General features: G+C 59.1%; 25 protein-coding genes. 18 read left to right on the forward strand and 7 right to left on the reverse strand.

Annotation, left to right across the window (positions count from 1 at the left end; genetic code table 11):
- Positions 1-197: 197 nt before the first annotated feature.
- Positions 198-1,217: a LacI family DNA-binding transcriptional regulator gene (locus G9X68_RS16425; RefSeq protein ID WP_171603296.1), complete on the reverse strand. Its 1,020-nt coding sequence runs from the start codon at positions 1,215-1,217 to the stop codon at positions 198-200.
- A 170-nt stretch (positions 1,218-1,387) separates the two neighbouring features.
- On the opposite strand from G9X68_RS16425, the gene G9X68_RS16430 reads away from it, so the two are divergent.
- The 9 genes from G9X68_RS16430 (at position 1,388) to G9X68_RS16465 (ending at position 10,522) form a co-directional block, all read left to right on the forward strand.
- Positions 1,388-2,647 (forward strand): ABC transporter substrate-binding protein, encoded by a 1,260-nt coding sequence (locus G9X68_RS16430; RefSeq protein WP_171603297.1) that lies wholly within the window; start codon positions 1,388-1,390, stop codon positions 2,645-2,647.
- 63 nt (positions 2,648-2,710) lie between these two features.
- Complete coding sequence (locus G9X68_RS16435; protein ID WP_020047465.1) at positions 2,711-3,592, forward strand: carbohydrate ABC transporter permease; 882 nt, start codon at positions 2,711-2,713, stop codon at positions 3,590-3,592.
- Positions 3,585-4,421 (forward strand): carbohydrate ABC transporter permease, encoded by an 837-nt coding sequence (locus G9X68_RS16440; RefSeq protein ID WP_171603298.1) that lies wholly within the window; start codon positions 3,585-3,587, stop codon positions 4,419-4,421. The genes G9X68_RS16435 and G9X68_RS16440 overlap by 8 nt, the downstream gene beginning before the upstream one ends.
- A gap of 13 nt (positions 4,422-4,434) precedes the next feature.
- On the forward strand, positions 4,435-5,577 hold the full coding sequence (locus G9X68_RS16445; protein ID WP_171603299.1) for an ABC transporter ATP-binding protein: 1,143 nt from the start codon (positions 4,435-4,437) through the stop codon (positions 5,575-5,577).
- A 110-nt stretch (positions 5,578-5,687) separates the two neighbouring features.
- A complete protein-coding gene (locus G9X68_RS16450) occupies positions 5,688-7,061 on the forward strand; it encodes a NosD domain-containing protein (protein WP_171603300.1) in 1,374 nt (457 codons plus the stop codon).
- Between the two features lie 95 nt (positions 7,062-7,156).
- A complete protein-coding gene (locus G9X68_RS16455; RefSeq protein ID WP_171603896.1) occupies positions 7,157-8,845 on the forward strand; it encodes a glycoside hydrolase family protein in 1,689 nt (562 codons plus the stop codon).
- 43 nt (positions 8,846-8,888) lie between these two features.
- Positions 8,889-9,074: a hypothetical protein gene (locus tag G9X68_RS16460; protein ID WP_171603301.1), complete on the forward strand. Its 186-nt coding sequence runs from the start codon at positions 8,889-8,891 to the stop codon at positions 9,072-9,074.
- The gene (locus tag G9X68_RS31915) at positions 8,986-9,174 is read left to right on the forward strand and encodes a hypothetical protein (RefSeq protein ID WP_240603792.1); all 189 of its coding nucleotides are present in this window, start codon (positions 8,986-8,988) and stop codon (positions 9,172-9,174) included. The genes G9X68_RS16460 and G9X68_RS31915 overlap by 89 nt, the downstream gene beginning before the upstream one ends.
- Before the next feature lie 208 nt (positions 9,175-9,382).
- Positions 9,383-10,522 carry an ROK family transcriptional regulator gene (locus G9X68_RS16465; RefSeq protein ID WP_171603302.1) on the forward strand — a complete coding sequence of 380 codons (1,140 nt, stop codon included), beginning with the start codon at positions 9,383-9,385 and terminating at the stop codon, positions 10,520-10,522.
- A gap of 8 nt (positions 10,523-10,530) precedes the next feature.
- Here the strand turns inward: G9X68_RS16465 and G9X68_RS16470 are convergent, their stop codons facing one another.
- A complete protein-coding gene (locus G9X68_RS16470) occupies positions 10,531-11,577 on the reverse strand; it encodes a Gfo/Idh/MocA family protein (RefSeq protein WP_171603303.1) in 1,047 nt (348 codons plus the stop codon).
- A 369-nt stretch (positions 11,578-11,946) separates the two neighbouring features.
- On the opposite strand from G9X68_RS16470, the gene G9X68_RS16475 reads away from it, so the two are divergent.
- The 6 genes from G9X68_RS16475 (at position 11,947) to G9X68_RS16500 (ending at position 18,419) form a co-directional block, all read left to right on the forward strand.
- Positions 11,947-13,245 (forward strand): type 2 periplasmic-binding domain-containing protein, encoded by a 1,299-nt coding sequence (locus G9X68_RS16475; RefSeq protein WP_171603304.1) that lies wholly within the window; start codon positions 11,947-11,949, stop codon positions 13,243-13,245.
- Positions 13,246-13,387: 142 nt separating this feature from the next.
- Entirely contained in the window at positions 13,388-14,317 is a 930-nt protein-coding gene (locus tag G9X68_RS16480) for a carbohydrate ABC transporter permease (protein ID WP_171376781.1), read from the forward strand.
- Positions 14,314-15,156: a carbohydrate ABC transporter permease gene (locus tag G9X68_RS16485; RefSeq protein WP_171603305.1), complete on the forward strand. Its 843-nt coding sequence runs from the start codon at positions 14,314-14,316 to the stop codon at positions 15,154-15,156. The genes G9X68_RS16480 and G9X68_RS16485 overlap by 4 nt, the downstream gene beginning before the upstream one ends.
- 38 nt (positions 15,157-15,194) lie before the next feature.
- Positions 15,195-16,433, forward strand: a complete 1,239-nt coding sequence (locus G9X68_RS16490) for an ROK family transcriptional regulator (RefSeq protein WP_171603307.1) — start codon at positions 15,195-15,197, stop codon at positions 16,431-16,433.
- Positions 16,434-16,480: 47 nt separating this feature from the next.
- Positions 16,481-17,335, forward strand: coding sequence for a TIM barrel protein (locus G9X68_RS16495; RefSeq protein WP_171603308.1), 855 nt, complete (start codon positions 16,481-16,483; stop codon positions 17,333-17,335).
- Between the two features lie 22 nt (positions 17,336-17,357).
- Positions 17,358-18,419, forward strand: a complete 1,062-nt coding sequence (locus G9X68_RS16500) for an ABC transporter ATP-binding protein (protein WP_171603309.1) — start codon at positions 17,358-17,360, stop codon at positions 18,417-18,419.
- 275 nt (positions 18,420-18,694) lie between these two features.
- Here G9X68_RS16500 and G9X68_RS16505 read toward each other — a convergent pair whose 3' ends face one another.
- On the reverse strand, positions 18,695-19,168 hold the full coding sequence (locus G9X68_RS16505) for a ProQ/FINO family protein (RefSeq protein WP_171603311.1): 474 nt from the start codon (positions 19,166-19,168) through the stop codon (positions 18,695-18,697).
- 254 nt (positions 19,169-19,422) lie between these two features.
- On the opposite strand from G9X68_RS16505, the gene panC reads away from it, so the two are divergent.
- Positions 19,423-20,334 (forward strand): pantoate--beta-alanine ligase, encoded by a 912-nt coding sequence (gene panC / locus G9X68_RS16510; RefSeq protein WP_171603312.1) that lies wholly within the window; start codon positions 19,423-19,425, stop codon positions 20,332-20,334.
- Positions 20,331-21,152, forward strand: coding sequence for a 3-methyl-2-oxobutanoate hydroxymethyltransferase (gene panB / locus G9X68_RS16515; protein ID WP_171603313.1), 822 nt, complete (start codon positions 20,331-20,333; stop codon positions 21,150-21,152). Before panC ends, panB begins: the two co-directional genes overlap by 4 nt.
- 21 nt (positions 21,153-21,173) lie before the next feature.
- On the opposite strand, the gene G9X68_RS16520 is transcribed toward panB, so the two are convergent.
- Positions 21,174-22,088 carry a hydrogen peroxide-inducible genes activator gene (locus G9X68_RS16520; RefSeq protein ID WP_171603314.1) on the reverse strand — a complete coding sequence of 305 codons (915 nt, stop codon included), beginning with the start codon at positions 22,086-22,088 and terminating at the stop codon, positions 21,174-21,176.
- Between the two features lie 143 nt (positions 22,089-22,231).
- Here G9X68_RS16520 and katG point away from each other — a divergent pair, with 143 nt between their 5' ends.
- Positions 22,232-24,418, forward strand: coding sequence for a catalase/peroxidase HPI (gene katG, locus G9X68_RS16525; protein ID WP_171603315.1), 2,187 nt, complete (start codon positions 22,232-22,234; stop codon positions 24,416-24,418).
- A gap of 64 nt (positions 24,419-24,482) precedes the next feature.
- On the opposite strand, the gene G9X68_RS16530 is transcribed toward katG, so the two are convergent.
- From G9X68_RS16530 to G9X68_RS16540, 3 genes are all read right to left on the reverse strand, one after another.
- Entirely contained in the window at positions 24,483-24,893 is a 411-nt protein-coding gene (locus tag G9X68_RS16530; RefSeq protein ID WP_171603316.1) for a PIN domain-containing protein, read from the reverse strand.
- The gene (locus tag G9X68_RS16535; RefSeq protein ID WP_171603317.1) at positions 24,890-25,150 is read right to left on the reverse strand and encodes an antitoxin; all 261 of its coding nucleotides are present in this window, start codon (positions 25,148-25,150) and stop codon (positions 24,890-24,892) included. The genes G9X68_RS16530 and G9X68_RS16535 overlap by 4 nt, the downstream gene beginning before the upstream one ends.
- A gap of 80 nt (positions 25,151-25,230) precedes the next feature.
- Positions 25,231-25,791, reverse strand: coding sequence for a DUF3299 domain-containing protein (locus G9X68_RS16540; protein WP_171603318.1), 561 nt, complete (start codon positions 25,789-25,791; stop codon positions 25,231-25,233).
- Between the last annotated feature and the right edge of the window lie 26 nt (positions 25,792-25,817).

A 25,817-nucleotide genomic window follows, 5' to 3' on the forward strand; every position in this document is an offset into this window, starting at 1 on the left:
GGGAGATGAAGATGGCGCGATCGACATCGCGATTGCCCGGCCCCTCCTCCAAGCGGGCTTGCAGAGTCTTAGATTAAGTAACTTTGATTTGGCGTCAAGCCCGGAAGAAGTAAACCGCTCCGGGTTTACCGGATGTCGCCGTTACGTTCTTGCGAGAGCCGCTTGCTCGCCCAGACGCTCTCGTGCATGAGGTTAGACTACAAGGAGGACACCGAAAGTCGCTCCACCAAATTACAAGACATAACCCGACTGCTCGGGTAAACTTCGCTTCCCGCCACCACGTTATTCAACAATTCCGCCCCTTGCAGACCGAGATCGTAATATGGCAAAGCGGCAGTGGTCAGCTCCGGCTTCAGCGCCAGGGAAACCGTCCGGAAATCGTCAAAGCCGACAATACTGACATCCTCAGGAATCCGGAAACCCAATGCCATGGCCGCGATGTAGATTTGGATCGCCATTTCGTCGTTGCCGCTGATGATTGCGGTCGGTCGATCTCTTTGCTGAAGCATCTCGGTGGCGGCGGCAAAAACGTAATTCTTCTCTGCTCCAACGGGTCCTTCCATTCCAAGGCGGATCGTGAGGTCACTGTCCGCAAGGCCAAAGTCGCTGGTGGTTTTGCGGAAAGCGTCGAGGCGCAGTTCCGCTCCCAACAAAATGGGATTGAGCCGGATGTAGCCGATCTTTCGATGCCCTTTTTCGAGCAGGTAGCGGGTGAGATCTCGCGAGCCCTGGTAATCATCTGGCTCGATTGACGGCAACAATTCGCTCGTTTTTGGTCGGCAGTTGATCATCACTGTGGGGATACCGACGTCGCCGGTTTCGGGATCAATGATGCGATGGTACATCGTTACGTAGAGAACGCCGTCAATGCGGTGCGATTGGAACATTTTCCAAATTTTAACTTCCTGTTCGGACGCACCGCCGGTGTTTGCCATCAGAATGGTCTTGCCGTTAGCATTGGCCCAATCCTGGATCCCGCGAACGATGTCCACTGAGTAAGGCGTCGTCGACACGTAGTCAGCGATGATGCCAAATGTGTTGGAGCGACTTGAGCGTATTTGGCGCGCGGCCATATTCGGCACATATCCGAGGTCTCGAATTGCCCTTTCGACCCTCTCCCTCGTTTCCTCGGTCACATATGGTTCGCCGTTAATGACCCGAGACACAGTTTTGTTGGAAACTCCGGCCACTTTCGCGACGCTGACTATGCTGACCATGTACGCCAATCTCCTTGCCCGGATTCGTTTTAAACCAGCCGCATGACAACGTCGACATATTTTTCTGACAACGTCGTCATTCCATATTGACAACGTCGTCATACGAGGACTACCTTCGCAAGAAGAAGGAGGGCTCAGTGCAAGTGCAGCGAGCCAAATGGGAGGAATCAATGAAGAAATTGCTTGGTGCCAGCGCACTCGCGCTTGTTTTCATAGCCGCCACTGCCAATGCCGAAGCCATCAATATCTTGGTCGAAGGCGGCGGGGAAATGTTGCAGAAGGCGGTCGCCGAGAAGTTTACTGCCGAAACCGGCATCAAGGTGAACTTCACGACCGTTCCCTATCAGGGTGTCTTTGACAAATTCTCAGCTGAAATCGCGTCTGGCTCTTCCGCGTTCGATGTCGTGACGATCGACGTCGTATGGAATGCGAAGTTTGCCGGCCACGTCGAGGATCTTTCGGCTCTTTTCACCGATGCGGTTCGCGCGGATCTGCCGCCTGTCTTGCTTGCCGATGCGAAGGTCGGCGACAAGCTGATCGGTATGCCCGCCTGGGCCAATGCCGAGATCGTGTTCTATCGCAAGGATCTATTTGATAATGCGGAGGAAAAGGAGGCTTTTCAAGCCAAGTATGGCTATCCTCTCGCGCCGCCCAAAACCTGGCAGCAGTGGCGCGACATCGCGAAATTCTTCACGCGTGACACTGACGGCGATGGAAAGACTGACTTGTGGGGCACCGACACCATCGGCACGTTTTCAGAGGAATGGATGGCGCATGTGCTGCAGGAGGGTTCGCCAGGGGTGATCCTCGATAAGGACGGGCAGGTCATTATCGACAATGAGGCGCACAAAAAGGCGCTTGAATTCTACATCGCGCCACACTGCGTTGATCATTCCGTTCCTGAAAATGTGAACGAAATCGGCTGGGGCGAGGCGCAGAACCTATTCTACCAGGGCAAAACAGCCATGATGAAGTTCTGGGCGCATGCCTACAAGATGACGCCTGCGGATTCAAAGGTCAGCGGCAAGGTCGGCGTGGTGCCGATGCTGGCCGGCGACGCCGGGATCGCAGCTGTTCCCGGTCCTTGGTACAACGTCGTTCCCTCGACATCCCAGCACAAGGACGCAGCGAAAAAATTCATCTCGTTTGCCATCGCCAATAATGCCCTGGGTATCGAAGCTCCGCTCGGCCTTGCAGCGACGAATTCCGCCTATCGCAGCTATTCAGGCAAGACCGGCTATGAGCACTTCCCGCCACTTCTTGAGACGCTCAGCGCGCCTGCCACCCAGGGCCGGCCGATCAATGAAAAATATCAGGAAATAGTCGATGAAGCTGTGCTGCCGGCTATCCAGCAGGCACTCACCTGCAAGGCAGATATCGGGGAGGTCCTGACGGAAGCCAAGGAAACGATCGAGGACATTCTCAACTAGCCTCGTACATTCCTCAACATCGTGGGGCAAAATATGCCCCACCCTTAGCTTTCGGAGACGGACATGTCGGGTGAAGACCGATTTGTGCTTTGCATGCTCGCGCCTGCAGTCGCCATCCTCGGCGTGCTGGTCGCTTACCCGGTGGGGCTCTTAGTATTCGATTCCTTTTTCAAGGTTGATACGATCACGCCCCATATTCGCGAATGGGTCGGTCTGCAGAACTATGTCGATGCCTTGACGTCGAAACGTGTCATGGAAAGCGCTCTGCGGACCGTTCAGTATTCGCTGTTCGCGCTGTTTTTCGAGTTCACGTTCGGCTTCTGTGCGGCGCTGCTTTTTTCGGCGCTTGCCGGTCAATCGCGGTGGCATCGCACGATCTTCGCTCTGCCGCTGATGGTTCCACCCATCGTCGCGGGTCTACTCTGGCGGTTTCTGCTCGTCGGCAATATCGGCATTCTGAACTACGGGCTCGTCCGTTTGGGTCTGATAAGCGATCCAGAAGCGATCGCATGGTTGTCCAGCGAAGATATCGTCATCTATTCTGTTTCTTTTGCCGACATCTGGCTGACGACTTCCTTTGTCGCCCTTGTGTCCTATGCCGGGCTGACGAACATCCCGAAAGACCTGCTGGAGGCAGCGCGGATCGACGGGGCGAATGCGCTCAAGCGCTTTTGGCATGTCACCCTTCCCCTCATGCGGCCGGTGATCGCGGTCGTGGTGATCGTGCGGGGCGTGGATGCTGCAAAGACATTCGACCTGATCTGGATACAGACGCAGGGTGGTCCCAGTCATGCTTCTGAAGTGTTCTCGATGAACATCTACCAGCGCATGGTTCGGTTCGGCGATCTTGGCGAGGCTTCCGCGTCCGGAACGTTGTTTCTCATCGTCATGATGCTTTTGGCGGCGGTCGCCTATTGGAAGATATGGAGGCCGGTACATGCGTAGAGCTCCCAGCCTCAATCTCAGCGGAATCCTGATCAACGCGGCAGCTCTCGTGTTGGTGCTATCCTACGCGCTGCCTTACATCTATCTCCTCATGACCTCCATCAAGCCGGCGGCGGATGTCCAGCAGATCCCGCCAAGCTTCTTTCCGGCCGTTGTATCGTTCCAGAACTTCCGCGAAGTGCTGCGATCCTCCACTTTGCCGAGAGCCTTCGTCAATTCCCTCACCGTCGCGGTGCTGACGACTGCTCTCTCGCTTTCGGTGGCCGTGCCTGCCGCTTACGTTGCCACGCAGTACCGGCGCCGGATCACCACCATTTTCCTGCTCTTCGCCCTGGTGACGCGCATGGTGCCGTCGGTGGCGCTCGGAGTGCCGCTGTTCCAGCTTTTGAAGTCGCTGGGTCTGCTCGATACCATTCCAGGCCTGGTCCTCGCTCACACGTCGGCCGCGGTACCACTGGCACTGCTGCTCATGTCCGCCTTCTTCGAGGGCATACCGAAGGAGCTCGAAGAAGCAGCGCGCATGGATGGCTGCACACGATTCCAGGCGTTTCGAAAGATTGTCCTTCCGGTCATGACAGGGGGGATAGCGGTCACCGCGCTCTTTACGTTCATTACCAGCTGGAACGAGTTCCTCTACGCGCTGCTGTTGACGTCCGAGGCGACCAAAACGGCGCCGATCGTCATCGCCGAATACAATTCGGTCTACGGGCTCGCCTGGGGGGCGATGACCGCCGCAGCCGTCCTCTACTCACTGCCGGTCATCATCGTAACGCTCGCACTGCAAAAACAGATCGTCGGCGGCCTGACTTTCGGCGCTGTGAAGGGATGAGGGAGGCAAAGGCATGGCCGGCATAGAACTGCGCAATATCAACAAGGTCTACGGAAACAGCTTTCACGCTCTGCACGATCTGAGCTTCGACATCAGGGATGGCGAGTTCATGGTGTTTGTCGGTCCGTCAGGATGCGGAAAGTCGACGGCCCTCAGGATGATCGCTGGCCTGGAGAGCATTACGAGCGGTGAACTCAGGATCGGTGACAGGCTGGTCAACGACGTCGATCCCAAGGATCGCGACATCGCCATGGTCTTTCAGTCCTATGCGCTCTACCCGCACAAGACAGTGCGGGAGAACATCGCCTTCCCCTTGCTGATGGCAGGCCTGCCGAAGACCGAGATTGCCAGCCGCGTAGACGAAGCCGCACGCATCCTCGAACTGACGACTTTGCTCGACCGCAGGCCGGCACTCCTTTCAGGAGGCCAGCGTCAGCGTGTCGCCATGGGACGGGCGATCGTCCGCAAACCAGCGGCCTTCCTGATGGATGAACCGTTGTCGAACCTCGATGCCAAGCTGCGCGTGCAGATGCGCGCCGAGATCGCCAGCCTCCAGAGAAAACTAAATGTCACGACGATTTACGTGACCCACGACCAGGTCGAGGCGATGACAATGGGTGACCGCGTCGCTGTCATGAAAGGCGGTGTGCTGCAGCAAGTCGACACACCGCAAAACCTGTACAATCGTCCTGACAATGTCTTTGTCGCCGCCTTTATCGGATCGCCCTCGATGAATTTGTACGAGGCCGTCCTGAATGGGAGGACGCTGACCCTGGGCAGCAACAGCTTGCAAATCCCCGACCAGGTTTTCGAACACCGCCCCTCGCTCAACGGTGCGTCTAACCGTCAGGTCATTGTCGGTATCCGGCCCGAGCATATGAACGATGCCGCAATCCGGCCCTCTTCGGCCGAGATCTCGGCCCCGGTCACTCTTGTCGAGGCGCTAGGTTCTGAATCCATGGTGCATTTGAATATCGACGCCACCCGTGTAGATGCCGGCGACCCGGACGCCGTCGCCGAGATTGGCAACGAAAAGGCTGCTGTAGCCCGCTTTTCTCCAAAGAGCACCGTACGCGCAGGCGACATCGCGCGCATCGCTGTCGATGCCGACGAACTCCATTTCTTTGAACCGGACGTCCGCACCAGCATCTGGTGACGGTGCGCAGGATCGAACGCATTTCCCCAGGCGGCTTGCGAGCAACAAGCCAATCAAGACATCGGTCTACTCTCGCTGTGGAGTAGAAAATGACCGAGGAGACATGAACAATGGTAAGTGAAAACTTTTACGACGTAACACAATATCCCTTAGGCAACCCCTATGAGGATATCGGCTCGGTCATCAACAGCATCATTGCGGATATTAAGAGCAGGCAAGCGGTTCGCGACCAGAATGACGGCGGAAAGCCTGGAGCCGTGATCTATATTCCGCCAGGCGATTATCGTCTTGTCACCCAGGTCTTGATAGACGTGAGCTATCTGAAGATTGCAGGCTCGGGACATGGCTTTACGTCTTCGAGCATCCGTTTCAACACACCTGCAGACGAACTTGCACAGTGGCATGAAGTGTGGCCGGGCGGGAGTCGCATACGTGTGGACATGTCTCCGGACGCCGCCGACGGTGAGGCTGGCGGAGCCGCGTTCTACGTCAAGCGCACCGGCAATCCTCGCATAAGCTCTGTGGAGTTTGCCGATTTTTGCATCGATGGCCTGCACTTCATGGACGACGGTTCGGGGCAGGATGATGCGGAAAATACCTACAGGAATGGCAAAACCGGAATCTATGTGGGTAGCGCCAATGACTCATTCCGAATAACGGGGATGGGCCTTATCTATCTGGAACACGGCGTGACTGTTCATGACGCGGATGCGCTGGCGATAGACAATAATTTCATTGCAGAGTGCGGCAACTGTATCGAATTGAAAGGTATGGGGCAGGCCTCGAGGATAGCGAATAATTTTGTCGGAGCCGGATATAGGGGACATTCCGTCTACGCTGAAAATTACGGCGGCATTCTGGTCTCTTCAAACAACGTCTTCCCTCGGGGCGCGAGCAGCGTCTATTTTTCCGGCGTGGCGCGTTCCTCGATCACAGGAAACAGATTCCATTCCTTCTATCCCGGAATGCTGGTTCTTGCTGCGAATTGTTGCGAAAACCTGGTGTCCTCAAATCACTTCCTGCGAGATCGCGAGCCGTGGGCGCCTATGCAAAAGTACGATAACGGCCTGGATGACCTGTTCGGACTTTTGCACATTGATGGCAGCAACAATTCGGTCATCGCCAACCACATTTCAGAAACGATCGATACTCAATATATCAAGCCTCTCGCCGCAAAGCCTGTGATCATCAATGTCGTTTCCGGTAGCGGCAACTACATCGCCAACAATCACATCGTGGCCACAACCGAAATGTCGCAGATCAACGATGCACCAAACAGTGCCTGTTTTTCAACGCAAGTGGGCGCATTGCTTTCAACGGACAATTTGAAGGCGCTCGAGGTAACGGCAGTCCTGGTGCAAAGGGGTTCGGTGCGGAATACAGTTCTGGATTCAGGCAGTGCCGAACAGGTCGAGATGGACAGAACAGTGAATGCTTTCAGGGGCACGCCAGTTCCCGGGCAATGGTCGGCAGAGTTTCACTAGACCGAGCATGGTTAGGCCGTCGGTCGAAAAACCAGTGACTATTCGCAGTTGTGTTCATGGCGAACCAAATGGAAAACCGGAAAAGTGACCCGTTGATGCAGCAAAACCTGTTCCTACCCCCGGGGTACCGCTTGGAATTTTGGGCCGCGGGCGACGGCTTTTTTCGTATCGGCATTGACGGGAAAACGGTTTGGCAGGTTCAGTCATTTGCCATCCATCCGGAGTTTTTCAAATATCACCACAGGGAAGCTTGCGAGGTCACCATTGTCACCAATGCGCCGGACGCTGTTCTGTGGGCCTATGGATATCAGCCTCAAACCGTGAACGAGACCGGTATAACAGTGTTTGAATTCTCGGAAAAAGGGATCCTTCAACGCACCGGCGCGGAAATTGAAGATTGGCTTCGGTCCGATCCGGATCGTCCTGCGCTTCATTTCTCGCCAATCCGGCATTGGATGAACGATCCCGTAGGTCTCTGCAAGATCGACGAGCTATGGCACCTTTTTTATCAATTCCATCCGAGCGGCAGTGATTGGGGACCGATGCACTGGGGACATGCGACCAGCCGCGATCTGGTCAATTGGCTTCACATGCCGGTATTTCTGCATCCAGAACAGAACCTGTGGCGTCTCGGCGCCACAGGGGGCGCATTCTCCGGCAATGCCTTTCGGGATCGAGATGGAAGTTTGATGTTCTTTTACACCGAGCGCCTGCCTGCCTATGACCTTTTCAAGGGCTATCGGGAAATTCAGAAAATAGCGCGTCCAGATCGGCTGATGATCAAGGCGGAAGGCATTGTGACGGTGCTGGAGCAGCGTCCCGATGGGGTCGAGCACGATTTCCGCGATCCAAAGGTTTGGTGGGATGACGCAGCCAACGCCTATCGCATGATACTCGGCGCATCGATCGAAGGCGATCCCGCGGTGTTGTTGTTCGGCTCCGCCAATGGCCTCGATTGGCAATATCTCAGGCCGCTCTACCGTGCACCGGTTAATTTCCGCCAAGAAGGCGCGCGTGCGGTGGAATGCCCGGATTTCTTTCGGCTGGAGGAAAAGTGGGTTTTGGTGATGGGTTTTGTTGGCCATGTCGAGCCACGAACACGGCGCCACAATCTCCTTTATGCCCTGATCGGCGAGTTTATCGACGACTGCTTCGTACCCGACATGCCGGAACTGCAATTGCTGGATTTCGGCACCGATTATTATGCGATGCAGAGTTTCGAAGCGGGAGGGCGCCAGATCGCCTTTGCCTGGCTTTTCAATTGGGAATATCGCAAGCCCGAGGGCTCAGCCTATTCCGGGGAGATGTCCCTACCACGTGTTCTAAGTTTGAGTGAAGACAAGAAGAGGCTGCGGATGCTGCCGACGATCGAAGTCGACGATCACTTTGCCGTTGCCCCAATCGTCGAGGACCAAAGCGGCAAATTCTCGCTACCGATGGCTCCCATTGAAATCCGCCTTTCCGGAGCTCTGGAGGGCAGCAAGGTCGTTGCGACGCAGGGCGGCGAACTTGCCTTCGAGGTGGGCGTCGCTGGCGGTATCCTCTCGATCCGGCTCGCCCAGGATGACGGCTCGATCCACTACGTGGCGGAGCTTGGCGACGGAAAGGAAATTCGTCTGTTTCATGATTGCGGAATCATCGAGATTTTCGCCAATGGCGGAACTGTTTGTGGAACCCGTCGCGGCTACGCGAATATCAACCCCGACTACCTGGAAATCTCATCGTCCGCTTCAACGCGGGTGCTGGAAAGGGATGCGAAACGCTGCTGTGCTGCCGCAAGATGAGCTGTTGAATGAAACGCTTGGGCCTTCGCGGAATAACGAGATCTTGATCGACAACAACAGTTATCGAAACCCCCGTCGGCCCTATTTGACCGAGAATTGCACTGATATCGCAGATTTCAGGCAGCGCTGGGGAGGATGGGATGCTTCAAGTCCGCAAATTATTGACAGCCGCGACAGCCGTCATCGTGGTTGCCGTATCGTCGTCATCCTGCACGACAACCTCGAATGACTCGATGCAAACCGGCTCGGTTGGATATAGCAGCGTCGACTATGGGCTCAGACCTGCCTGCCGCGACGGCTTCGGCAACGATCGTTCCTGCAGCTATTAGCGACCGATAGAGCGAAGCTCCGATTGCCGTGTAGTTTAGACGATCTGTTGACGCATTTTGCGGCATTCGGCCGCCGCGCTTCGTCACCCCCGTGATGGCCCTGATCCCGATTGATAGGACGTTGTGCCCAAAAAGCGGCTGCTAAGCTCGGCTTTCCCATAGCCCATGGATGAAGTACACAACCGGAAAGGCTTTAGGAAAGACAGTCATGCGGTATCTTCGGTCAGGGCCGCGTCGGCTTCACACTCAGGAGATGGGCGCCCCACGCGCTAAAACAGTCGGTCTGCGGTCGGGCGAAATCGCCGACCGGAATATTCGCGTCATTCTGGAGGCGATCCGCCGCCATGGCCCGCTGACGCGGATGGAGCTTGGCCGGCATTGCGGCCTGACCGGGCCCGGCATCACCAATATTCTGCGGCGGCTGGCCGAGGAAAAACTTGTCACCTCCAACCGTCGCAATGGCCTCGGCGGAGGGGCCACCGCTACCGAGTTTGCCTTGCGCCCGGAAGGTGCTTTCTCGATCGGCGTCAAGCTTCGCCCAAGGCGTGGTGAGGCCGTGCTCATCGATCTGAGTGGCCAGGTCCATGACCGGGTCTATATCGAGCTGGACCCCGCAGACAAAGTCGGCCTGGTGCATGCGGCCGTCAGGGATATGGTCGATCGCCACGCGACATTGCCGATCATGGGGCTCGGCATCGCCGCCAACGACTGGACAGAGGATCAAAGCGATCAGATCGCCGTGATGTCGACGATCGCGCGTCCCTATGTCGAGAACGAGTGCACGGCGAGCCTTCTCGCCGAGCGCACGATCGGCAGCTCCGGCAGGGAAGGCGGACTTGCGATGATCATCATCGACGACGACGTTCAGGCCGGCTTTCTCATTCGCGGTATTCCCTATTCCGGCGTGCATGGCCGGGCAGGCAGCATCGGCGAAATGCTGACCGGTCCCGACAATGTCCAGCTCAATACCGTCGTCGGTTTCGAGTCCTTGCGATCACGGATCGGCGACCAGGCATTCACCCGCCTGCTGAAGGGCGAGGAAATCTCCTCGCCGTCACTGTCGCAATGGATACGGGAGGCCGCTGGCCATCTGCTCGACCCGATCATCGCCATGGCCGGTTTTCTCGCGCCGAGCGTCGTCATGATCGGCAGCGATCTGCCGCAGGGCGTGATCGAAGCGCTGATCCATCAGCTTTCCATCGAGCGGCGCGACACCTCGACGAGGCCGTTGCTGACGCCCTGGATTTCGCCGATGAAACCCGCAAGCTTCAGCGGCGGCGGCGTTGCGCTCGGGGCAGCACTCCTGCCCTTCCTCAACACTTTGCTGCTGCCGCCGGCTTCGGCCTGATGGCCGGGTCAGGCGAGCGCTTCATCGGCGTGGCTGAGATCGGAGGCCAGCGCCTTGTCCAGGACTTTCTGGATATTGGCCGCCCGCCGGAACGAGGGTTCCTGGGTCCTGCCCGCCCGTACGGCCTGGACGAAACGCTGGTAGTTGGTCTCGACCGGATCGAAGGGGACGTCGCGCCAGGTCGCCGTGTGCACGTCTTCTCCAAAACAGGCGCGTAGCGTCGATTTTCCGGTGTCGTAGATCATCTCGATCGAGCCGGTTTCGCCATAGACCCTGAGGCGCAGCTGATCCATCTGTCCGGCCGCCGTGCGCGTCGCCTGGATCGTCCCGATCGCGCCATTGGTGAAATCGACATTCATCGTGAAGCTGTCATTCGCATCAAGATCATACTCGCCGATCTTGTGGCCTGGCGCCTTGTCGAAGGTCTTCAGCCGCGCGAAGACATGAGCGACGTCAAGCCCTGAACCGTATGATGCAAAATCGACAATGTGAATTCCGATATCGCCGAGCGCCCCGTTGGATCCATGCTTCTTGCTCAGCCGCCACAGCCATTTGCTTTCGCTCTTCCAGTCGCCCCAGTGACGACCGACCAGCCAGCTTTGCAGATGGGATGCCTCGACGTGCCTGACCTCCCCGATTTCGCCGGCGAGTACCATCTGCCGGCCTTTCTGAAGGGCGGGCGAATTGCGATAGGTGAAATTGACCATGCCGACCTTGCCCGATCGCTCGATGGCCTCGGTCATCTCCATGGCCTTGACCGCATCGGTGGCGAGCGGCTTTTCGCAGAAGACGTGCTTGCCGGCGGCAATGGCCTGAAGCGTCGTCGGGTGGTGAATGCGGTCCGGCGTAACGTTTGCCACTGCGTCGAACTCGCCCCAGGCGAGAGCATCCTCGAGGGTCGTGAAGTGATTGGCGATGCCATGTTCGGTGCAAAAGGCCGCGAGCCTTTCCGGGACGACATCGACGCCGCCGACGACACTGACGCCTTCGATCGCCTTGAAGTTGGCGGCATGCTGGTTGGCCATTCCGCCGGTACCGAGAATGAGTAGACGCATCTTATCCTCCATGGAATTAACTTCCCCGCCGCAGTTCAGCCGGGGCAAAACCGCACTCACCCATCGCAGCCATCCGCGATTGCCTCGTGCTCTTCTTCAGGAAAATTGCGGTGGACGCGCCGCGCGCCAACAAGACGCTTCATCACTTCACGGCGCGGATCCTTTTCCGAAAATCGATCTCGAATTTCCGGAACTGTGCACTAGCTGCTGTTGATTGTCGCCAGCATCTCAACCTCCCAGGTCTGGCCTTCCAAGCTGTGGCTTGACATCAAATCAAAGTAACTTAATCTAATTAGTGCAGCACGGAAATGAGGAGAGGTCAACTGACCGCCAAGGCTGTATCCGTTCAAAATGGGGAGGAGACCCATCATGAAGAGCGCCACCGTCAGCGCATTTGCGCTGAGCACACTGCTATTTTCAGCATCTGTTTCATTTGCCCAGGAACTTGCCACTAAGGACAGGATCGGCCTCGCCGATGCGCCAAAATCCCTCGTCGTCCGTTTGACGAACGATAGTCCGAACAATTCGGATCCGGCGATCGCCGAGGGCTACCAGAAGCTCTTCGTCGATTTCATCAAAAAGCATCCGGACTGGAAATTGCAGCTGCAATTCATGTCCTCGGACATTGGAACCGAACAGGCCAAGATGCTGGAGCAGGCCAAAGCCGGCAACGCGCCTGACTGCGCTGCGGTCGACTCGTTCGTTCTTTCGCAGTTCATGGTCAATAATGTTCTTGCGGACTTCACACCGTATTTTTCGAAGGAGGAAGTGGATGACCTGTTCCCCTTCATCCGCAGCGGCATCACGGATAAGGACCAGAAGGTCCGCGCCTGGTGGTGGGATACCGACCTTCGTGTGCTCTACCGCAACAAGTCGATCGTGGCGGATGCGCCGCAGACATGGGACGATCTGAAAAAGGCCGCGCTCGCCTCCACCAAAGAAGGCATGGAAGGCGTTCTCTTCAACGGCGGGCGCTGGGAAGGGACGACGTTCGACTGGCTCGCGAATTATTGGGCGCTCGGCGGCAAGCTCGTCGACGACTCGGGCAAGCCAGTGTTCGGCGAAGGCGAGAACAAGGAGAAATTCCTGAAGGCGCTGAATTATTTCAAGGATCTCGTCGATTCGGGTGCCGCGCCCAAGCGCGTCAGCACGATCGCGAATTACGACGATATGAATGCTGCGGCCGCAGCGGCGACGACGGCTCTCTTCATCGGCGGCAACTGGCAATATGCGCAGTTGAAGGCCACGCTCGAAGAGGACGAGTTCAACAACTGGACCTTCTCGCCGATCCCCGGTCCCAGCGCCGATCAGCGTTCGACCGGCACCGGCGGCTGGACGATCGCCTCCTTCAGCAAGGACAAGGACAAGATCGAGATGTGCGCCAACCTCGCACGCGAGGTCTATATGGGGCCGGCAAACGCGCTACAGCAGCAGTTGCCGACCAGGAAGTCGCTGTTCGACAAATATGAGGTCTTCTCCACCGAAGCCAACAAGACCTTTGCCAAGGCTCTGGTCGACGGACAGGCACGCCCTGGCGTGCCGATCTATCCTGAAATCTCCAACCAGATCCAGATCATGATGGGCGACGTGCTCTCAGGGACCAAAAAGCCGGAAGACGCTTTGAATGCCGCCTTCAACGCAGCATTGGAGGCTTACAAGCGTCTGTGATGTCACGGCTAAATCGCGACCTGCCCCTCATCCGGCTGCCGCCACCTTCTCCCCGCTTGCGGGGAGAAGGTTAGGGTGAGGGGCAGCCACCGGCACGAACAGGTCAGTCGTGCTCAAATGCCAACCCCGGACAGAGAAGCCAATGAGCCCCATTGCCATCGAGGCCGACAGCCCGCCTCAAAGCAGAACGTTCATGCGCCGTTTCGCCGGTGCGCCCCTGCCCTGGATCATGCCTGTGATCGTCGTCATCGGCATCTTCTACCTTTACCCCGTCATCGACGTTTTCAGGCTTTCATTCACCAATGCCACGCTGATCGGCGACAATCAGGATTATACGCTGGGGTCGATCACCAATGCGTTGAGCTCGCCGCAGCTGCCCGACATTTTATGGGCGACCCTGATCTTCGTCGGCGGCAGCGTCATCGGCCAGCAAATTTTAGGTCTTGCGGTCGCCGTCGTGGTCATCCGCGGCGAAAAGCGCGGCCTGTTCGGCACCACCATACTCAGAACGACGGCGCTGGTTGCCTGGGTCGTTCCCGGAATTGCCGGCGGCATCATCTGGCAAATGCTCTTTTCCGAAGCGCCTTATGGTGCTCTGAACAGCATTCTGCGGTTGATGCACATGCCGACGGTCGCCTGGCTCTCGGATCCCTCAATCGCACCGTGGTCTACCCTCATCTCCAACATATGGCGCGGCACGGCATTTTCGATGGTCGTCATGTATGCGGCGCTGAAGTCGATCGATCCCTCGCTCTATGAAGCGGCCGAGGTCGACGGTGCGACGGCATCGCAGCAGTTTTTCTTCGTCACGCTTCCGCAGCTGCGCGCGGCAATCCTCGTCAACATGATCCTCATTACGATCCAGACGGTGAATACCTTCGATGCGATCATTACGCTGACGGGCGGCGGTCCGGGGCGTGCGACCGAGGTCATCTCGCTTTACGTCTTCAATATCGTCTTTAGAAACTACGACCTGTCCGGTGGCAGTGTGCTCTCGGTGCTCATGCTGATCATCAGCCTCGGGCTCGCCTTTATCTATGCGTCGTTCCTGCCGAAGGAGGAAGAGCAATGAGCGGACGGACCGGAACGCGGCTCGGCGATGCCATGAGCTATCTGTTCATGCTGGTAATGTTCGTATTCTTCGCCGGCCCCCTCACCTATCTCCTGTCGATGGCGATGCGTGACAAGCGCGAGATCTATCGCGGCGCGGCGCGATATATTCCCAACAATCCCACCATCGACAATTTCATCACCGTTTTGAACAACAGCTATTTTCCGATCTATCTCTGGAACGGCCTCAAGCTTGCCGCCTTCAGCGGACTGGGCGTCCTGATCGTCGCACTGCCCGCGGCATATGCTTTTTCCCGCTTTCAGTTCCGGGGCAAGGGCCTGTCGATGATGGGGCTGCTGCTTTTCCAGATGATCTCGCCGCTTGTCATCATGGTGCCGCTCTACCGCTACATGAACCGCCTCGGCCTACTGGACACGCATTTTGCCGTCGTCATGGTCTATATCGCGCTTGGGGTTCCGCTGGCGACCTGGCTCTTGAAGAGTTCGGTCGACGGCATCCCGCGCAGCCTCGACGAAGCGGCGATGATCGATGGCTGCAATCGATTTTCGGTCTTCTGGCGCATCATTCTGCCACTATCGGCGCCGGGGATAGCCTCCGTCTTTATCATCACGGTGATTGCCGGCTGGTCGCAATTTCTGGTGCCTTTTCTGTTGCTCACGAAAAATGATCTGATGCCGATCGGCGTCGGCATCTTTAACTTCCGCGGCATGCAAACCGACTCGTCCATCCAGCTGCTTGCCGCCGCCTGCCTGATTGCGGTTGTTCCGGCGATCGTCGCCTTTCTGTCGCTCCAGCGGCTGATCCTCGGTGCGATGACCAGCGGCGCGGTCAAGGGATGACGAGCGGTTCAGGCTATGCGCAAGGAAGGAATTCGAGCATGAACCAGACACTCGGCGCCAGGCTGTCCCCGGATCTGACCGGCGCCAATGTCGAAGATGCAGGTGAGCACAACAGGGCCGTCGTCCTGCGCTGCATTCATCGTCAGGCGCCGATTTCGCGGGCCGAAATCGCCAGGCGGACGGGTTTTACCAAACCGGCAATCGCCCGGATCGTCGATCGCCTGCTGGACGAGGGCCTGATCATGGAAGCCCGCCGGCGGCATGGGCTGAGAGGCCAGCCGGCGATCGAACTCGAAATCAATCCGGATGCCTGTTTTGCCATCGGCATCAACATCGATCGCGACCATTTGACGATCCTGGCCGTCGATGCCGTCGGCAACGTCCGCGCCCGCGTACACCACGAGAAACGCTTCATTCTGCCGGCGGAGTTCTTGCAGCTCACGGCAGATGCGATTTCGCATTTCCAGCGCAGCCGGCTCATCGACGACGCGCGTCTGGCCGGCATCGGTCTGGCGATGCCGGATTGGCTTGGCGAGATTTCGCTCCTCGGCAAGCCCGAGGCTTATCAGGAATGGACGGCATTCGATGTGCGCGCCGCACTGGAGAACCTGACGCAGCATCCCGTCTTCATCGAAAACGAAGCCAATGCCGCAGCCCTTGCCGAACTCGATTACGGACTAGGCGCTGAAAGCAGCAGCTTCTTCTATATCGCCATCAATCCATGCCCGGGCGGCGGCCTCGTGCTCGACGGCAACGGTCATCGTGGCGCCATGGGCCTCAGCGGCGAAATCGGCTGGCTGCCGATCGCCGACGGCCGGGACGGGAAGGCCCATAAGGTTCAGCTTCTCGGCGAGATATTCTCGCTGTTCTTCCTCTATGATTTCCTCGCGCAGCACGGCGTCGAGGTGAGTGTTCCCCACGACCTGCTGACGCTGGATGCGCATGGCAGGCGCCTCGTGTCACAGTGGCTGAAGGAAATGAGCGCGCATCTGGCAGTCGCCGTCAAGCATATCGGCATGGTCGTCGACCCCGACGCCGTCCTCGTCGGCGGCAGATTGCCGATCCGCATCGTCGACGAATTGCTGCGCTACGTGCATGAGCATCTCGATGCCGATGACACCAACCTTCCCTCGCTTCATCGCGCCTCGCTCGGAGAGGATGCCTCTGCCATGGGAGCGGCGGCCATGCCGATGGCAGCAGCCCTGATGCTCGCATCGGCCGACGCTGCACAACGCACACGTTCGCCACTCAAGAACATGGATCGCCTGAACAGTTGAAACAGCCGCATGGCCCCAGGGATTTTGGCGAAGATAGGAGGATTTTGGTGAAGATCGGCTTTTACACCTCGACATTCAACGATCGCCCCTTGGAGGAAGTGGTGGATTTCGCCGCATCGGCCGGTTTCGACGCCATCGAGATCGACGTCGGCGGCCATATCAAAACGCCGGATAGGGTGGAAGCTGCCGTCGCGCTCGCGCGTAGTCGCGACCTCTTTGTGTCGTCGATCACCTATTTCGGCAATCAGCTCGATGCCGACCGGGCAAAACGAAAGGCACTTCGGGAAACGACCGCCGAATTCGCCGGCGCAATCGGGCAAGCGGGCGTCCCGATCTTTGTGATCTTCCCGGGCCGGGACGACACCGCAAGCGACGAAGCCAACTATGATGATTTCGCCGATTTCGCCAACGGGCTGATCGCGCAGACGGAGCCCTACGGCCTGACGTTTGCAATCGAGAACTGGCCAGGTCCGAAGGACGATTTCATCGGAACGACACCAAGAGGGTGGCAGGAGCTTTTTCAGAGGATCGGGGATCCCCGTTTCGGCCTGGAGTTCGATCCCTCGCACCTCATTCGAATCGGCGTCGATCCCTATCAGGCGATGGAGGCGGTGAAGGATCGCATCGCCATCCTTCATGCCAAGGACACGGCAATCGATCCGGAGAGCCTGCAGGCTGTCGGTTATCACGGCAAGGGCTGGTGGCAATACAAGCTGCCAGGGCTCGGCCTCATCGATTGGCCGAGGTTTCTGCGCCAGGCTCGCGGGGCTGGTTTCGACGGCACGCTGTCGATCGAACACGAGGATGCCGCCTATGGCCGGCCGGGCAAGGACCTGGCCGCGCGTAAAGTCGGCGAGCGCCTCGGCCTCGATTATTTGAGAAATGTTCTGAGCGGACTTTGACAGCGATTTCGGGAGGACGGCAATGGCCCATGTTTCGGTCAACAATGCGCGCAAGGACTACGGCGCGTTCAAAGCCATCAAAGGCGTATCGGTCGACATCGGCGACGGCGAGTTCGTCGTTCTGGTTGGCCCCTCGGGCTGCGGCAAATCCACGCTTCTAAGGATGATCGCGGGCCTCGAGGGTATCACCTCGGGGCAGATCCAGATCGGCAAACATATCGTCAACGAGCTTGCCCCCAAGGATCGGGACATCGCCATGGTGTTTCAGAACTACGCGCTCTACCCGCATATGACCGTTGCCAAGAACATGGGCTTTTCGCTGCGGCTGAAACGGATGCCGAGGACGGAGATCAACCAGCGGGTCGGCAACGCCGCGAAGATTCTCGGTCTCGAAAGTCTCCTGGAGAGATATCCCAAGCAACTGTCGGGCGGCCAGAGACAGCGTGTGGCGATGGGGCGGGCGATCGTGCGCGACCCGGCCGTCTTCCTCTTCGACGAGCCGCTGTCGAACCTTGACGCCAAGCTCAGAGTGCAGATGCGCTCTGAGATCAAGGAACTGCATCAACGGCTGCAGACGACGACCATTTACGTCACCCATGACCAGATCGAAGCCATGACCATGGCCGACAAGATCGTCGTCATGAAGGACGGCCTGATCGAGCAGTCGGGTTCTCCGCTGGAATTGTACGATCGTCCGAACAATCTTTTCGTCGCTGGCTTCATCGGCTCCCCGGCGATGAATTTCATCAGCGGCAACATGACGGAAGATGGGTTTCGAACCGCCGACGGCCTGCTCCTGCCGAGTGACCGGCACCCGCCCGAAGCCGTGACCTACGGCATTCGCCCCGAGCATATCCGTTTGGACCCGGGCGGCATTGAGGTCACGACGGTTGTCGTCGAGCCGACGGGTTCGGAAACCCTGGTCATTGTCCGGCTGGGGGCACAGACGCTGACCTGCGTCTTCAGGGAACGGATCAGGGCAGCTCCCGGCGAGGTGCTGAGGATCGCGCCGATCCACGATACCGTCCACCTGTTTGGAAAGAACGAGCAGCGGATCACATCAGGTGAAGCGCCGTTGAACTGAGCCGGCCGATTGCCCCTCCCCTTCGGCCGACGCCGGCCGGGGGCGCGTTTTCCGCGCCCCCGATGCGGCCGAGCTCATCGAGCGACTACGTCGCCCCTGTGAATGACGGTTGCACTACGCAAGAACGCACAATGACTGCAAGGCGGATATGAGACGCTGATGTCATCCTGCTCTAAAGCGCGTCGCGATCTTTCAGATTCGCGCCATGCGCTTTAGGTCTTTGTTTTTACGCATGTCGTTGTCGCAAAACCACTGCACACATTTGCGCGACATGCTTAGCTGGCGCCGTTCCTTTTGCCGAGGAGGGCTGCGCGGATCTGCTCGCTTTTGCTCAACAGCGGAGCGGGGACCGGTGCTGTCTGCTCGGGCGCGTCGGCTTTGCCGGTGTTCTGCTTGAGGCTCAGGAAGCGCTTTTGCGCGACCAGCCGGTCTTCGGGCGACAGTGGTTCGACGGGTTCACCGTCAAGACTATGGCGCATGGAATCGGGCTGGGCGCTGGCGAAATAATAGCGCCGGCAGTGGACATAGGCAGCTGTCGCCCGCCTGAGCGTCGTGACGCCTGCATCGGGCTTCAAGAGCGGGCGGAGTTCGTTGAAAAGGCCGACGGCAAAAGGAAGGATCGGATCGCCCTCCTTGGCCGGAAGGACGCCGACCGGCCGGATCAACAGCACATTGATCGCGTTTGCCTTCTCCACGTCGAGCTCGGTTGCCGCAATCGGTCCGCGGCTGATCTTCCAGGGCTTGTCCATGCGTCCTCCATGTAACGTCCATAGCGATCGACTGTGATGGTATCTTGACGGACAGGGCGAGTAACGGAAGTCGCACATCGTCGGTTCCACTGCAAGCAGCCAAGTGGCGAAGAGCCGCTCCCGGGACCGATATGGCCCAGCGTCTTCGGCTGCCGTTGCATCTAATCGTTTTTATCGAGGAATATGCATTGACCCGCCGCATCGATTACACTTCTTATCCGCGCCAAGATGGAGTGACCGGCAGGGGAGGATATATGCGGGTTTTCTCGAGCATTGACGAGTTGCGCCACACGCTCGACGCGCTGAGGCGGCAGGGGCGGACCGTCGGCCTTGTTCCGACGATGGGCTATCTCCATGCCGGTCATATGGAACTGGTCGCGCGCGCTCGCGCCGAGAACGACATCGTCGTCGTCTCGATTTTCGTCAATCCGCTGCAATTCGGCCCGGCGGAAGATCTCAACAAATATCCGCGCGATCTGGAACGCGACGCCGCCATGCTGAGGCAAGCGGGCGTCAATTTCCTTTTTTCACCTGGCGTCGAGGACATGTATCCCCGCCCGATGCTAACCGTCGTCGACGTTCCCGATCTCGGGCGCGAACTCGAAGGGGCGGTCCGGCCCGGGCATTTTGCCGGTGTCGCCACTGTCGTCTGCAAGCTTTTCAACATCGTGCAGCCGCAGATCGCCTATTTCGGAGAGAAGGATTACCAGCAGGTCGTCATCATCAAGCGCATGGTGGACGACCTGGCCATGCCGGTGCGCGTGATATCGGTGCCGACGGTCAGGGACAGCGACGGTCTCGCATTGTCGTCGCGCAACGTCTATCTCAGCGAGGCGGAGCGGCGTGCCGCGGTGATCGTCCCCCAGACCCTTGACGAGGCGGAGCGTTTGGTCGCCGGCGGCCTTACCGATCCGGTGGAACTCGAGGCAAGGCTCACGGCGTTTCTCAATCGCGAGCCTCTGGCAAAGCCCGAGGTCGTCGCCGTGAGGGATGCCGCGACGCTGCTGCCGGTCACGTCGATCGCCGACCCTGTCATCGTGGCGCTCTTCGTTCGGGTCGGCTCGACACGGCTGCTCGACAACCGGGTTGTCGGAGACAACCGGGTTGTAGGGAACAAGAGGGTGAACGGCGGGCAGAGCTTGCCGGGAAAGGGAGTGACCAGATGAGCGCGGCCGGAATTCAGAAGCGCCTCACGCCAGCGCGCATCTCCGCCATGAAGGGCGGCAAGCCGATCGTCTGCCTGACCGCCTATACGACGCCCATGGCGCGGCTGCTCGATGAGCATTGCGACCTGCTGCTAGTCGGGGATTCGCTCGGCATGGTGCTCTACGGCATGGAGACCACCATCGGCGTCACGCTGGACATGATGATCGCACACGGCAAGGCGGTGATGCGCGGCGTCGGCAAGGCCTGCGTCGTCGTCGACATGCCGTTCGGCACCTATCAGGAATCGAAGGAGATTGCCTTCCGCAACGCTGTCCGCATCCTGCAGGAAACCGGCTGCGACGCCGTCAAGCTGGAGGGCGGCGAGGAGATGGCCGAGACCATCGCCTTTCTGACGAAGCGGGGGATACCGGTTATGGGCCATATCGGCCTGATGCCGCAGCAGGTCCAAACCGCAGGCGGCTATCGTTCCGTCGGCCATTCCGAACACGAGACATCGAAGATCCGCCGCGACGCCCACGCCATCGGCGGCTCGGGCGCCTTTGCCGTCGTCATCGAGGGCACGGTGGAGCCGCTCGCCCGGGAGGTGACGGCCGCCATGCACGTCCCGACCATCGGTATCGGCGCTTCTTCCGCCTGCGACGGCCAGGTTCTGGTTTCCGACGACATTCTGGGGCTCTTCAACGATTTCATCCCGCGCTTCGTCAAGCGCTACGACGAACTCGCCAAAAGGATTTCGGCCGCTGCTGCCGCTTATGCCGAAGAGGTCCGATCGCGACAGTTTCCGGCAGCGGAGCATACATTCAAACGGCGATCTTGAGGCGAGGCCATATCAGGTCCATCACCGGGCGGCATACTGTTCGCGCATGCTCTCGGCCGACCGGCGAACCGCCTCGGAAACCTGTTGGAGCTGATTGGCCATGGGCGTCGAATTGCGCCAGATCATGCCTATCGTTCGCGACGGCTGCGGAGACTGAAAACGGGAGATCGAGACATGCGCCGAGCGCGTTTCGAGGGGAACGGCCATCTCGGGAATCAAGGTGATGCCGATACCGGCGCTGACCATCTGGACCAGGGTGGAGAGAGAGCTGCCTTCCATGACTTCCCGGGGACGGGCCTGCCCTATCTTGCAGAACGACAAAGCCTGATCGCGGAAGCAATGGCCTTCCTCGAGCAGCAGTAGCCGCATTTCGCGCAGCGCCTCGCGTTCAGGCACCGGCTTACCCTCGTCTTCGGGCCGCCGAACCAGCACGAACTCTTCCTTGAAGAGCTCGAGTTCTGCCAGGGAGGGTTCCGACACGGGCAAGGCAACGATTGCCGTGTCCAGCTGACCTTGCGCCAGCTCCTGAACCAGCTTCGAGGTTTGCGTTTCGCGCACTTCGATCTGAATGCCTGCAAAGCTCCTGTTCAGATCGTTGATGATCGCCGGCAACAGATAGGGCGCGATCGTCGGGATGATGCCGATGCGCAACCGTGTCAGGAAAGGATCGCGTGCGGCGCGCGCCAGATCCGCCAGTTCGTCCACGCCACGCAGGATATCGCGGATCCTGAGCGCGACGCTTTGGCCGAAGGCCGTCAGCTTCACCTCACGCGCGTTGCGCTCGAAAAGCTCGCCGCCCAACTCCTGCTCAAGTTCTTTGATCTGCATTGACAATGCCGGCTGGGAGATCGCACAGGCGTCGGCAGCGCGCCGGAAGCGGCCATCTCTTGCCAGTGCTTCAAAATAACGTAGCTGTTTCAGGGTAAGGTTCTTCATAATCTCAGCTTATTGCAACGATCAGTAAATCCAACTTAAATTTATGAAGCGCTTCCGATATGAAGACTGCAAGGGGAGAGTAGGGCGCCAGCTCGGCTCATCTTTTTGACGCGCAGACAGATCAAGCAATGAAGGAGACGATCATGGACAACCCCACTGACAGCGCAGGCAAATGTCCTGTCGCACACGGCAATACGCCTCGCAGCAGATCCAATCGCGACTGGTGGCCGGACCAGTTGAACGTGCAGATTCTTCATCACAATTCCGGCCGCGCCGACCCCCTCGGCCAGGCCTTCGATTATGCCGAGGAGTTCAAGAAGCTCGATCTCGACGGCCTGAAGAAGGATCTTCACGCGTTGATGACGGACTCGCAGGATTGGTGGCCGGCCGATTTCGGTCACTATGGCGGCCTGTTCATCCGCATGGCCTGGCACAGCGCCGGCACCTACCGCATCACTGATGGCCGCGGCGGCGCCGGCCAGGGCCAGCAGCGTTTTGCGCCGCTCAACAGCTGGCCTGACAACGCCAACCTCGACAAGGCCCGCCGCCTGCTGTGGCCGATCAAGCAGAAATACGGCAACCGCATCTCGTGGGCCGACCTGCTGATCCTGACGGGCAATGTCGCGCTCGAATCCATGGGCTTCAAGACCTTCGGCTTTGCGGGTGGTCGCGCCGACGTGTGGGAGCCTGAGGAATTGTTCTGGGGTCCTGAAGGAACCTGGCTGGGCGACGAGCGCTACAGCGGCGAACGCGAGCTGGCAGAGCCGCTCGGCGCCGTGCAGATGGGCCTCATCTATGTCAATCCGGAAGGCCCGGGCGGCAATTCCGATCCGATCGCCTCGGCGCGCGACATCCGCGAAACCTTCGGCCGGATGGCGATGAACGACGAAGAGACCGTGGCGCTGATCGCCGGCGGCCACACCTTCGGCAAGACGCATGGCGCCGGCGACCCGTCCTTGATCGGCGCCGAGCCGGAAGGCGGCGCGATCGAGGACCAGGGCCTCGGCTGGAAGAGCTCGTTCGGCACCGGCGTCGGCAAGGATGCGATCACCGCCGGCCTCGAAGTGACCTGGTCGCAGACGCCGACCAAGTGGAGCAACTACTTCTTCGAAAACCTCTTCGCCTTCGAATGGGAGCTGACGAAGAGCCCGGCCGGCGCGCATCAGTGGCAGGCCAAAAATGCCGAAGCCTCCATTCCTGATGCCTACGACGCCTCGAAGAGGCACCTGCCGACCATGCTGACCAGCGATCTGGCGCTGCGTTTCGATCCGACCTACGAGAAGATCTCGCGCCGCTTCCTCGAAAATCCCGGTGAGTTTGCCGACGCTTTCGCCCGCGCTTGGTTCAAGCTGACCCACCGCGACATGGGACCGAAGGTGCGCTACCTCGGCCCGGAAGTTCCGGCCGAAGACCTGATCTGGCAGGATGTGATCCCGGCCGTCGACCACCCGCTCGTCGACGACAAGGACATTGCCGAACTGAAGGAAAAGGTTCTCGCCACCGGGCTCACCGTGCAGGAACTGGTCTCGACCGCCTGGGCGTCGGCCTCGACCTTCCGCGGCTCCGACAAGCGCGGCGGCGCCAACGGCGCGCGCATCCGCCTTGCCCCGCAGAAGGACTGGGACGCCAACCAGCCGGCACAGCTCGCCAAGGTGCTCGGCGTTCTCGAAGGCATCCAGAAGGACTTCAACGCCGCCCAGACCGGGGCTAAGAAGATCTCGCTCGCCGACTTGATCGTTCTCGCTGGTGCTGCCGGCGTCGAGAAGGCGGCAGCGGCCGGCGGCAACGCCGTCAGCGTGCCCTTCACGCCGGGCCGCATGGATGCTTCCGAAGCCCAGACCGACGCGCATTCCTTCGCAGCACTCGAGCCGCGCATCGACGGCTTCCGCAACTATGTGAACGACAAGCGCCATCAGTTCATGAAGCCGGAAGAAGCTCTCGTCGACCGCGCTCAGCTCTTGACGCTGACCGGTCCTGAGATGACCGTCCTCGTCGGCGGCCTGCGCGTGCTGAAGGCAGGCAGCCCCGAACACGGCGTCTTCACTTCGCGTCCCGAGACGTTGACGAACGACTTCTTCGTCAATCTGCTCGACATGGGCACGCAGTGGGTTCCCACCGCCGGCAAGGAAGGCGTCTATGAGGGCCGCGACCGCAAAACGGGCGCTTCCAAGTGGACCGGCACCCGCGTCGACCTGATCTTCGGCTCACACTCGCAGCTGCGCGCCTTCGCCGAAGTCTACGGCCAGGCCGACGCCAAGGGGAAGTTCGTCAAGGACTTCGTCGCCGCCTGGAACAAGGTCATGAACGCCGACCGCTTCGACCTCGTCTGATCGGCAGCATTTCGCCCGGGCGCAGTTTCGGCAGCGCCCGGGCATTTTTTATCGGAGATCGGACCTACCGCCCGACCGTCCAGTCCTCGACACGCAGACCATCGACGCGGCGAAATTCCCCGACATTGTTGGTGACGAGAACCAGATCACGAGTCCTGGCCTGGGCGGCGATCAGGACATCATAGGGACCGATCGGCGTTCCCTTTGTCGCCAATGCGGCGCGGATCTCGCCTGCGGCCAGCGCATCCTCGCGTTCGAAACCGACAGGCGGAAAATCCGCCATGAACAGGCGCAGGGTTTCAAGATTGTAGGAAATTTTCGCGCTTTTATAGGCGCCATAATAGAGTTCATGCATCACCACGGTCGACAGCCCGATCGATCCCTCGTCGTTGTCGATCACGCGCTTCAGCAGTGTTTCGGATTTCCTGCCGATCAGAGCGATCACCGCATTGGTGTCGATAAGATGCGTGATCACTTGAACAGGTCCTGAAGATCAGGCCTCTCCTGCCCCTCCGGCTGCTCCCGACCTTCCGCCATGAAATCGTCGCTGAGGCCGCGCTCCAAGGCGCTATGCAACGATGCCCACCGCACGCCGCGATCGGCCCGTGGCCGAAGGATCACAGCATCGCCCTCCCGCGTCACCTCCACCTGGTCGACGTCGAAGCGGAATTCCTTCGGCAGCCGGACCGCCTGCGAATTACCGGATTGAAATACACGCGCATATTGCGGCATAGGGGTCCTCCGCAGCTTGTATATATGTTGTTGTATATACGCGATTGGCGGTGTTCATGCAAGAAGCGTCTCTGCGCTTTCTACTGGCGAGGCAGAATGCCGAAAGGCGAAAGTGACAGCAGATCGGGATCAGTCGTCGCCGTTACTGTCGCTACCTGGGCATGGTTTATGCTGTAGCCGTAGGTGAGGACGCGGTCACCGTCGATCATGAAGAATTGCGCCTGATCCAGGCCGGGCCGCAGGGTACCCGTTACGGTGACGGTCTCGTACATTCTTGCCAGGTGCAAAGGCTCTTCCGGAACGACACGAACCAGTTGGTTGGGCGGAGGGGAAGGCATGTGGCTGCAGGCTCCGGCCCAAGGCACCAGCAAGAATTCGTAGACAAGATCGCCGTCCTGGTCGATCGGCAGAACAAAGCCCGTCAATTCGATCGGATGCCCCTCCCCATGCCAGGCGAGTGTTTCGCCCTGTGGGCCGCTCACCGCCTTGCCCGACAGCGGCACTGTCGCTTTGGCCTGATCGGCCGGCCGTAAAGCGCTCCAGAAGATAGGCTGCGCTGCCGCGAAGGCGTCAGAGACTGGCCATGCGGAACATAATGCCAGCGCCGCGAACGTCAGGAGGAAAGGTTTGTGCTTCATCATTGCATCTCCACCGGGCCGGCCGCTTT

The organism is Rhizobium changzhiense, from assembly GCF_013087625.1.
Lineage (GTDB): Bacteria > Pseudomonadota > Alphaproteobacteria > Rhizobiales > Rhizobiaceae > Rhizobium > Rhizobium sophorae.